4 protein-coding genes and 2 pseudogenes are annotated in these 3,397 nt (G+C 38.3%); 5 read left to right on the top strand and 1 reads right to left on the bottom strand.

The annotated features are described in order from the left end of the window. The 4 genes and pseudogenes from HMPREF0519_RS14370 to HMPREF0519_RS07000 all read left to right on the top strand — a co-directional run. A pseudogene (locus tag HMPREF0519_RS14370) lies at positions 1 to 249 on the top strand (uracil-DNA glycosylase); the annotation flags it as partial. A gap of 36 nt (positions 250 to 285) precedes the next feature. Then, on the top strand, positions 286 to 1,263 hold the full coding sequence (gene pta / locus HMPREF0519_RS07010) for a phosphate acetyltransferase (protein WP_004561692.1): 978 nt from the start codon (positions 286 to 288) through the stop codon (positions 1,261 to 1,263). Between the two features lie 185 nt (positions 1,264 to 1,448). Next, entirely contained in the window at positions 1,449 to 1,922 is a 474-nt protein-coding gene (gene tsaE / locus HMPREF0519_RS07005; RefSeq protein ID WP_003560918.1) for a tRNA (adenosine(37)-N6)-threonylcarbamoyltransferase complex ATPase subunit type 1 TsaE, read from the top strand. Further along, positions 1,922 to 2,419 (top strand): GNAT family N-acetyltransferase, encoded by a 498-nt coding sequence (locus HMPREF0519_RS07000; protein WP_004561691.1) that lies wholly within the window; start codon positions 1,922 to 1,924, stop codon positions 2,417 to 2,419. The genes tsaE and HMPREF0519_RS07000 overlap by 1 nt, the downstream gene beginning before the upstream one ends. 44 nt (positions 2,420 to 2,463) lie before the next feature. Here HMPREF0519_RS07000 and HMPREF0519_RS06995 read toward each other — a convergent pair whose 3' ends face one another. Continuing rightward, positions 2,464 to 2,997 carry a 3'-5' exonuclease gene (locus tag HMPREF0519_RS06995; RefSeq protein ID WP_004561690.1) on the bottom strand — a complete coding sequence of 178 codons (534 nt, stop codon included), beginning with the start codon at positions 2,995 to 2,997 and terminating at the stop codon, positions 2,464 to 2,466. A 187-nt stretch (positions 2,998 to 3,184) separates the two neighbouring features. On the opposite strand from HMPREF0519_RS06995, the pseudogene murB reads away from it, so the two are divergent. Beyond that, positions 3,185 to 3,397: pseudogene (murB, locus tag HMPREF0519_RS06990) on the top strand (UDP-N-acetylmuramate dehydrogenase); the annotation flags it as partial.

Raw genomic sequence — 3,397 nt, 5'->3', positions numbered from 1 at the left:
ATTCAAAAATTATCGGCTCGAGAAGAACCGGTGGTCTTCATTTTGTGGGGAAGAGCAGCCCGTAATAAAATAGCGTTGATTGATACCAATACCAATGTTGTTTTGCAATCTGCTCATCCAAGTCCATTATCTGCAAATCGAGGTTTCTTTGGTTCTAAACCATTTTCCAAAACAAACGAAGCTTTGATTGCGATGGGGGAAGAACCGATTAATTGGCAATTACCGGAAAAGGTAACCCAAACACCTTAATACAAGTAATTTTTGCATGAATTGGAGGATTTTGTCATGGAACTATTTGAAAGTCTCAAGCAAAAAATCAACGGGAAAAATATTAGTATTGTTTTTCCTGAAGGTAACGATGTTCGTGTACTCGGTGCTGCAAGCCGGCTGGCTAAGGATGGTCTTATCAAACCGGTTATTTTAGGTGATAAAAATGAGGTTGAGCAGGTTGCAGGTGACGCAAACGTTGATTTGAATGATGTTCAAATTATTGATTACCTAAATCAGCCTCAAGATCAAATTGATGCAATGGTCTCGGCAATCGTTGAAAGGCGAAAGGGCAAAACTGATGAGGCCAAAGCTCGTGAATGGTTGAAAGATCCTAATTATTTTGGAACGACATTGGTATACATGGACAAGATAGACGGAATGGTTTCAGGTGCAAATCACCCAACAGGTGACACGGTTCGCCCGGCCTTACAGATTATTAAAACAAAGCCAGGCGTTAAATTAATCAGTGGTTCTTTTATTATGCAAAAGGGTGATCAACGTTATCTGTTTGCTGATTGTGCCATTAATATTGATTTGGATGCTGCTGGATTGGCAGAAGTAGCCGTTGAGAGTGCTAAAGTGGCTAAGACATTTGATATTGATCCTAAAGTTGCTTTACTTAGTTTTTCAACTAAAGGTTCAGCTAAGGGTGATATGGTTACAAAAGTTCAAGAAGCAACTGAATTGGCTAAGCAACAGGCGCCGGATATTCCAATCGATGGCGAGTTGCAATTTGATGCTGCCTTTGTGCCAAGTGTTGCTGATAAGAAAGCACCAGGTTCAAATGTAGCGGGACATGCAACCGTCTTTATTTTCCCAGAACTACAATCAGGAAATATCGGTTATAAGATTGCACAGCGTTTTGGTGGATTTGAAGCAATTGGACCAATTTTACAAGGGTTAAATAAACCGGTTTCGGATTTATCCCGTGGTAGTAATGAAGAAGATATCTACAAGGTTTCGATCATTACGGCTGCTCAGACGTTGTCTTAATTAATTTAGAAAACTGATCCAATAAACCTAATATGAGAAAAAAGGCCGGGACAATAGTAAATTGCCCCAGCTTTTTGCGTTTAGCAGGATTTATCGATTTAGTCACAATTTTAAAATTGACTGATTGTGTGTGGTATTATATAAAACGGTTTAGATAATTATTTAAAAGTGGAAGTGATGATCGATTGAAAAAAACGGTAACGGTAAACTCTGCCGAACAAACAATTGAAGTTGGCGAAAAACTTGCCCAATTTCTTCAGCCGAGAGATCTTATTTTACTTGATGGCGATTTAGGTGCCGGAAAAACAACTTTTACAAAGGGATTGGGTAAGGGCCTTGGTATTGAGCGCCCTATTAAGAGTCCGACTTTTACTATTATTCGAGAATATCAAAGTGGCCGAATACCACTTTATCATATGGATGTTTATCGCCTTGAGCAGGGTGGCGGTGATGACCTTGGGTTGGATGAGTATTTTAATGGTGATGGTGTTAATGTTGTTGAATGGTCAAAATTTGTTTCTGACGAGATCCCTGCTGATTATTTGAGAATTATTTTTAAGCGGGATGATGCTAAAGGAGATAATGTCAGAACAATGATTTTTGAACCAAAGGGGAATCGTTTTGAAGAATTGACGACCAAACTTTTAGGAGAGATTTAATGTCGGATGAAGTGAGTTTCAGATTAGCTGAACCCAGTGATGCCCAAAATGTTTTGACTTTATTAAGTCGGCTTCAAAAAGAATCCAATACGTTTATGGTGGATTCGGATTTGGGTGAAATTACGGCAGAGTTAGAATCTCAGCAAATTAGACTGATTAATCAATCATACACAAATTTGATGGCACTGGCTGTTTTAGATAATATGCCTATTGGAATTGTAACAGTAGATGGGATTGATGAGCAGTCTGGTGAAATCGGGGTAGCCGTACTAAGGGAGTATCAGGGCTTTACCATTGGCACTAATTTAATGGATTTGGCGGTTGATTGGGCTCGTTCGTATAGTAGGTTAAGTACGTTGACGCTGGCAGTTTTTGAAAATAATCAGGCGGCTGTTCATATTTATCGAAAGCTGGGATTTAGTGTTGCCAGTCGTAAAGAATCCAAAAATCAAACCATTTTAATCATGTCATTACCTGTTAAGGATGACAAGAAATAAAAATATCGAATGCAGTGCATCATTTTTGCCCGCATTCGATATTTTTAAATGGCCTTTACAAAGTTTCTCAAAACGCTATTTCCAAATTGTTGCTGTTGTGTGAGCAAAATGTTGGCACATGCAACACTATCATCAAGCGCATTATGATGATGTTCCAATTCGATATGCAACTCATCACAAACCGTGTTTAATTTATGATTAACCATTTGTGGATAAAATTGTTTTGACGTTTTGAGTGTGTCCAACGTCAAATAATGTGGCAGTAATAGGTCATAACGCTCAAGTGTGCGTTTTAAAACGCTATTGTCGAATGATGCATTGTGAGCAACAACCAACTTGTTTGCAGTGAACAATGGGGCAATATGATCCCAGAGTTCAGGAAAAGTAGGGGCATTGGCAACATCTTGTTTGTGAATCCCATGGACGTTGATATTGCGCCAACTAAAATCTGTTTCCGGATTAATTAGCGAATAAAATTCATGGGTGACCTGATTGTTTCTAACGATTACCAAGGCTAGTGAGCAGGCACTGGCCCGCTTGGCGTTTGCGGTTTCAAAGTCCATTGCTGCGAAGTTCATTTTTATTTCACCTCATTTGCTGATTACCATTTTACAAACGTTCGTCATCAATCGCAACTAAAGACTTCTTTAACCCATCATTTTCCCGAGTAACATCGAAAAGTTGAATCGTGGTAGAATAAAATTATACGTTTTGAAAAATCTTAAAAAATCATCATGAACTATTTTGAAGGTAAGGAATTTAATTATGAACGATTATAAAGAAATAGCAGATATTTATCCAAATATCGATATTTTATTTAATGAACCACTTTCTAAATACACACATACATTGACCGGTGGGCCGGCCGATATATTAGCTTTTCCTGAATCTGTCAGGCAAACGCAGGAGCTGTTAGACTATGCAAATCAATATGGTATTCCCGTTACAGTTATTGGAAATGCAAGTAATTTAATTGTT

Origin of the sequence: Lentilactobacillus hilgardii DSM 20176 = ATCC 8290, assembly GCF_000159315.1 — a bacterium.
Lineage (GTDB): Bacteria > Bacillota > Bacilli > Lactobacillales > Lactobacillaceae > Lentilactobacillus > Lentilactobacillus hilgardii.
This window is presented reverse-complemented; position numbering and strand designations above follow the sequence as displayed.

What these genes read in the sequence shown, in the direction of transcription:
- pta (WP_004561692.1), top strand. Translation starts at nt 286, where the DNA reads ATGGAACTATTTGAAAGTCTCAAGCAAAAAATCAACGGGAAAAATATT.
- HMPREF0519_RS07000 (WP_004561691.1), top strand. Translation starts at nt 1,922, where the DNA reads ATGTCGGATGAAGTGAGTTTCAGATTAGCTGAACCCAGTGATGCCCAA.
- HMPREF0519_RS06995 (WP_004561690.1), bottom strand. Translation starts at nt 2,997, where the DNA reads ATGAACTTCGCAGCAATGGACTTTGAAACCGCAAACGCCAAGCGGGCC.